At 46.7% G+C, this 5,352-nt stretch carries 7 protein-coding genes; 6 read left to right on the top strand and 1 reads right to left on the bottom strand.

What is annotated here, in order from left to right; translation table 11 throughout:
* From Q1A86_RS20985 to Q1A86_RS20960, 6 genes are all read left to right on the top strand, one after another.
* On the top strand, positions 1-734 hold a 734-nt coding region (locus Q1A86_RS20985; protein WP_299811399.1), incomplete at its 5' end, for a hypothetical protein.
* A 135-nt stretch (positions 735-869) separates the two neighbouring features.
* Positions 870-1,163 carry a hypothetical protein gene (locus Q1A86_RS20980; protein WP_299811397.1) on the top strand — a complete coding sequence of 98 codons (294 nt, stop codon included), beginning with the start codon at positions 870-872 and terminating at the stop codon, positions 1,161-1,163.
* Between the two features lie 239 nt (positions 1,164-1,402).
* Positions 1,403-2,854 carry a YdiU family protein gene (locus Q1A86_RS20975; protein WP_299811394.1) on the top strand — a complete coding sequence of 484 codons (1,452 nt, stop codon included), beginning with the start codon at positions 1,403-1,405 and terminating at the stop codon, positions 2,852-2,854.
* Positions 2,855-2,898: 44 nt separating this feature from the next.
* On the top strand, positions 2,899-3,195 hold the full coding sequence (locus Q1A86_RS20970) for a DUF3630 family protein (RefSeq protein WP_299811391.1): 297 nt from the start codon (positions 2,899-2,901) through the stop codon (positions 3,193-3,195).
* Between the two features lie 88 nt (positions 3,196-3,283).
* The gene (locus tag Q1A86_RS20965) at positions 3,284-4,312 is read left to right on the top strand and encodes a serine/threonine protein kinase (protein ID WP_299811388.1); all 1,029 of its coding nucleotides are present in this window, start codon (positions 3,284-3,286) and stop codon (positions 4,310-4,312) included.
* Positions 4,313-4,437: 125 nt separating this feature from the next.
* Positions 4,438-5,049 (top strand): thiol:disulfide interchange protein DsbA/DsbL, encoded by a 612-nt coding sequence (locus Q1A86_RS20960; protein ID WP_299811385.1) that lies wholly within the window; start codon positions 4,438-4,440, stop codon positions 5,047-5,049.
* Here the strand turns inward: Q1A86_RS20960 and Q1A86_RS20955 are convergent.
* Positions 5,028-5,352, bottom strand: a 325-nt coding sequence (locus tag Q1A86_RS20955) for a hypothetical protein (RefSeq protein WP_299811383.1), incomplete at its 5' end; no start/stop codon positions are given. The genes Q1A86_RS20960 and Q1A86_RS20955 overlap by 22 nt on opposite strands.

The raw sequence follows: 5,352 nt of genomic DNA, 5'->3' as shown, positions 1-5,352 counted from the left end.
AGCCAGAGCCAGAGCCAGAGCCAAAGCCAGAGCCAGAGCCAGAGCCAGAGCCAGAGCCAGAGCCAGAGCCAGAGCCAGAGCCAGAGCCAGAGCCAGAGCCAGAGCCAGAGCCAGAGCCAGAGCCAGAGCCAAAAGCGCAACCTGAACCAATTATCGAAGTTCAGCCAGAGGTAAAAGCAGCCCCTAAAGTCGAGCCTGTAATAGAGACACAGGTGGAAGTTTCTTCTAAGCTTGAAGCTGAGCCAGAATCTGAGCCTAAGCAAGAGACTGAACCAGAGCCTAAGCAAGAGACTGAACCAGAGCCTAAGCAAGAGCTTAAGGCTGAAGCCATCGATCTATCATGGGCCAATCCAAAGTTGACTAAAGCCGTTAGCGAACTTGAGTTAGCCAGTGACGCCCCGACGCAGCATGTAGCCATTTCAGCGGCGATCGCCGAGTGTTACAAGCAGCGTAAGCAAAGTGAGTATGTGCAATATGGCGCAGGTCTATCTCAAGGCTACCTTGAAGTTTTTGCAGCTTATGTCAAAGGTCTTAAGGCCGAAAACCCAGAGGCAGAAGTAAAAGGGACTGCCATGATGCATCTGTCGACCTTGCTTAATGATAATGGCGAATTCGACACTGCGATTGCAATCTGTAAGACGGCAATCGAGTACGGCCTGACAGATGGCACGGTAACTGGATTCGAGGGACGAATTACTCGTATCGACAAAGCTAAAGTAAAAGCGAATAAATAGCATTCACAGTTAAAAGCAATCACTAAGCGGTGTAGAATAAGCTTAGTGGTTACCGAAAAGGCGAAACCCAGATTTTGATTCGGGGCTTCGCCTTTTTATTTTGTATTCCAAACACAGGACTATAGGAAGTATTGCATGGGTTTTCGTTCACTGGTATTGCTAGGTATGGCCTCAATTGGCTTAGTTGCTTGCACTGAGTCTCCAGAGTGGACACTGTTGTATTATCCTGACAGTGAGACTCAGCCTAGCGTTGAGCAGTCAGCCAGCTTTATTAATGGCTACTATGAAACGATTGAACAGTGCCACGCCAAAGGAAAAGGCCTGATCCGCTTAGATGGCGATATTGGTGGCCATTATGTTTGTGGTTATCAGTGTCAGGCCGAGGGTGAGTCGCTGAACTGCCAAAGTGTTATCGCTTCAGGAGACTAACCATTACATCTGTGGTTAACTTTAGTTATTAATGGTTATCAGTGTCAGGCCGAGGGTGAGTCGCTGAACTGGCATAGTGTTATCGCTTCAGGAGACTAACCATTACATCTGTACATCTGTGGTTAACTTTAGTTATTAATGGTCCATCACTGAGCTTCTAGAGCGTGATCGCTTTAGTAGGGTAAAGCCAGTTAAGTAGGTGTCATTTCAGCGAGTTCAAAGCAATGTAGGTATGCCTTATGCGATTAAAACAAGACTTTTTTGAACAGCTTTCCGAATTTTATTCGCAAGTGTTTCCATTAGGCATTAGTAATCCTCACTGGCTGGCTTGGAGCCAGGATGCGGCTGACCTTATCGGAATAAAGCAGCCTAGCGATGAGCTGCTACAAGGGCTCTCAGGCAATGCTCAGGTCGATGGCGCCAGTTATTATGCGCAAGTTTATAGTGGCCACCAGTTTGGCGGTTACTCTCCTCAGCTTGGCGATGGGCGCTCGATTATTCTCGGTGAGGCTCTAGGGCCACAAGGCGCTTGGGATGTGGCTTTAAAAGGTGCAGGCCCAACACCTTACTCACGCCATGGCGATGGTCGCGCAGTGATGCGCTCCGCTGTGCGGGAGTTTTTAATCTCAGAAGCTCTGCATCACCTGCATATTCCTACAACCCGTGCATTAGCGGTTATTGGCTCAGACTTGCCTGTATGGCGTGAAACCCAAGAAACAGCGGCGATAACGGTGCGTTTAGCTAAGAGTCATATTCGTTTCGGGCATTTTGAGTATTTTTGCCATAGCGAGCGCGGTGCACCAGCAAAGCTGAAGCAATTACTCGACTTCACCATCAGGCAGCACTATCCGGGCTTAAGCTGTGATGCCGCCGGTTATAAGGCGTGGTTTACACAAGTGGTAAGTGATACGGCTAAGATGATTGCCCACTGGCAGGCGATAGGCTTTGCTCACGGAGTGATGAACACAGATAATATGTCGATTCTGGGGGACACATTCGATTTCGGACCATTTGCCTTTTTAGATACCTTCAAAGAAGACTTTATCTGTAACCATTCAGATCCTGAAGGGCGTTATGCCTTCGGCCAGCAGCCGGGGATCGGACTGTGGAACCTACAACGTTTAGCCCAGGCGCTATCGCCCATCATAGCTTCAGACGACTTGATAGCGTCTCTGAATCAATATCAAGTAGAGTTGGTTGAGCACTATCTATTGCTGATGCGCGGCAAGTTGGGGTTAATGATTTCAGAAACTGAGGCCGATCAGGACGAGCATGACTTAGCACTGATTGGTGGCTTCACTGGCTTGATGGAGCGCAATCAGTTAGATCACACCAATACTTGGCGTCGATTTGGCCAGCTCGATCCTAACTCTAATCAGTCTTCTTTGCGGGATAACTTTGTCGACCTCAATGGTTTCGATACTTGGTATCAGGTATATCAGGCTCGACTCGGAAAAGTTGACGATGTAGGGCTATGGCAGAGTGAGCGTAATCGCGTTAACCCTAAATATATTTTACGTAATTATTTAGCCCAAGAGGCGATAATTGCCGTCGAGCAAGGTGACTTGAAACCTTTGCAGCAGCTGCAACATGTGCTGCAAAAACCTTTCGACGAGCAAGTAGAGTTCGAAAACATGGCTAAGCGACCACCGGATTGGGGCCAAGGTTTAATCATGTCATGCAGTAGTTAAGCTGCAGAGCTTGTCGTCATTAAAACAACAATAAGAGTAAATGAATGCAATTAACTTCAATTAAATTAGATCGCGAAACTCTGAGTTTAGCGGTACAGGCCGAAATTGATTTTGAGCAGTTTGAGTTGTTTGCCGAGCCTTTTGCCAAAGCCCTAGATTGCCGTGTGGTAGAGAGGCAGTGGGGCGCAGATCGGCATCAATGGCTACTTGAGTTTGAAGGTACACTCCTGCAGCTACATTATGAGTTTTATGGCGATATCTGCTGGTTATCGACAGACAGAGAAGATGAATACGAGGTGCTGGTTTATCTTGCCGAGTTAATGAAGCCATATACTAAATAGTATTAGCTGTTTGAAACCATGCAGCATAAGCATAAATATTTTTACAGTTTGAAGGTCAACCTAGGCCTTCACCATTGAGCATAATCAAATGAATATCGATCCACCTAAGGCGGCAATGGAGCAAGACTCTGATTCGGCTTTTCACTATCAAGCCTTGACGCCAGACCTTATTTTAACCGCCATCGAAACACTCGAGATCTACCCTGAAACGGGCTTGTTAGCACTCAATAGCTATGAGAACCGAGTTTATCAGTTCCGTTGTGACAGAGGTCAGCGTTATGTCGTTAAGTTTTACCGTCCTGAGCGCTGGAGCGATGCACAGATCCAAGAAGAGCACGACTTCTCCGCGGCACTTGCCGAGCAAGAGGTACCCATTGCGACACCAGTGATCATCGAGGGCAAGTCGCTGCATGAATATCAAGGCTTTAGATTTGCCCTGTTTCCCTCTATTGGTGGGCGCGCCTTTGAGGTCGATAATCTTGACCAGCTAGAGCAAGTGGGGCGTTTTATTGGTCGTATTCATCAATACTCAAAGCAGGCTGATTTTAAATACCGAGATGTGATGTCGCCTAAATTACTGGGTGAAGAATCACTGAGTTGGCTTAAATCATCGGGGCATATTCCTGCGAGTCTAGAGCTGCCTTACTTTACAGTGGTGGAGCAGATCTTAGAAAAGGCATCATCGCTATGGCTACCCGATAGTTATCGCTCAATCAGGCTCCACGGCGACTTACATCCTAGTAATATCTTGTGGACGCCAGATGGCCCTGGCTTTGTCGATCTCGATGACGCCAAGATGGGACCTGCAGTGCAAGATATCTGGATGATGCTAGCAGGAGATAGACCGCAGCAACTTTTGCAACTTGAAGTCTTGCTTGAGGGCTATGAAGAGTTCTGTGAGTTCGATTGTCGCGAACTTAAGTTGATAGAACCGCTTAGAGCCATGCGCATGTTGCACTACAATGCATGGTTGAGTCGTCGCTGGGGCGATCCAGCCTTTCCAATGAACTTCCCTTGGTTTGCAGAGGATAAATATTGGGAGCAGCAGATTTTAGCGTTTAAAGAGCAGTTAGCAGCACTGGATGAAGCGCCATTGAGTCTAACTCCTCAGTATTAATACTGTTGAAGACACTTATTTTGTAACAGAAAAATGAACTTTTGCGCTTGAGGTCGACTCGAAAGCACATTATGTTATGTCCAAATTATTAGCGTGATGCACGATTCGCATCGAGGGGAAGTTAAATGAAAAAAGCTCTATTAGTTGCATTTGCACTATTGATGGCGCCTATGGCTGCAATGGCAGCTCAATATGAAGAAGGCGTACATTACACGGTTATTAACGAAGGTCCGGGTACGGCTAAACCAGAGATTGCTGAGTTCTTCTCTTTCTATTGCCCACACTGTTACACGTTTGCTAAAGAGCAAGTGCCTAAGATCAAGGCGACTCTTCCAGAAGGTGTGACTTTTAAGCAGAACCACGTTGAGTTTATCGGTCGTGAAATGGGTGTAGAGATGTCTCGTGCATTCGCCATCGCACACCAGTTAAAGATTGAAGAAAAGATGGAGCATGCTCTATTTTCTGCTATTCAAGACAAGAAGCAGCGTTTCACTAACCTTGATGATATTAAGGCGCTTTTCGTTGTTAACGGTGTCGATCCTAAAGCATTCGACGCGGCAGCTAAGTCATTTATGGTTAACGCGCAGATGTCTAAGATGAAGCGTGATACTGAAAATGCCAAGATTGCAGGCGTACCTGCATTAGTGGTTAACGGTAAATACCGTGTTGAGACTGGTGCTATCAAGTCTTACCAAGAACTACTTGATATCGCTTATTATCTAGCAACGCAAAAGTAATTTGCCGCTAGATGTATAAAAAAGGAGCCTAACGGCTCCTTTTTTTGTACATGGAAGTACTTATCCCAGAACGCAGGGATTGCGTAAGAGGGGAGTTGTACATGGAAGTACTTATCCCAGAACACAGGGATTGCGTAAGAGGGGAGTTGTACATGGAAGTACTTATCCCAGAACGCAGGGATTGCGTAAGAGGGGAGTTGTACATGGAAGTACTTATCCCAGAACACAGGGATTGCGTAAGAGGGGAGTTGTACATGGAAGTACTTATCCCAGAACGCAGGGACAGCGTAGGAGGGAAGTTGT

Source organism: uncultured Shewanella sp., assembly GCF_947497935.1.
Taxonomy (GTDB): Bacteria; Pseudomonadota; Gammaproteobacteria; order Enterobacterales; family Shewanellaceae; genus Shewanella.
The sequence above is the reverse complement of the archived record's forward strand: the minus strand, read 5'-3'. Positions and strand labels throughout refer to the sequence as shown.

Excerpts from the sequence above, each read along its gene's own strand:
- Q1A86_RS20980 (WP_299811397.1), top strand. The coding sequence starts at position 870 with ATGGGTTTTCGTTCACTGGTATTGCTAGGTATGGCCTCAATTGGCTTA.
- Q1A86_RS20975 (WP_299811394.1), top strand. The coding sequence starts at position 1,403 with ATGCGATTAAAACAAGACTTTTTTGAACAGCTTTCCGAATTTTATTCG.
- Q1A86_RS20970 (WP_299811391.1), top strand. The coding sequence starts at position 2,899 with ATGCAATTAACTTCAATTAAATTAGATCGCGAAACTCTGAGTTTAGCG.
- Q1A86_RS20965 (WP_299811388.1), top strand. The coding sequence starts at position 3,284 with ATGAATATCGATCCACCTAAGGCGGCAATGGAGCAAGACTCTGATTCG.
- Q1A86_RS20960 (WP_299811385.1), top strand. The coding sequence starts at position 4,438 with ATGAAAAAAGCTCTATTAGTTGCATTTGCACTATTGATGGCGCCTATG.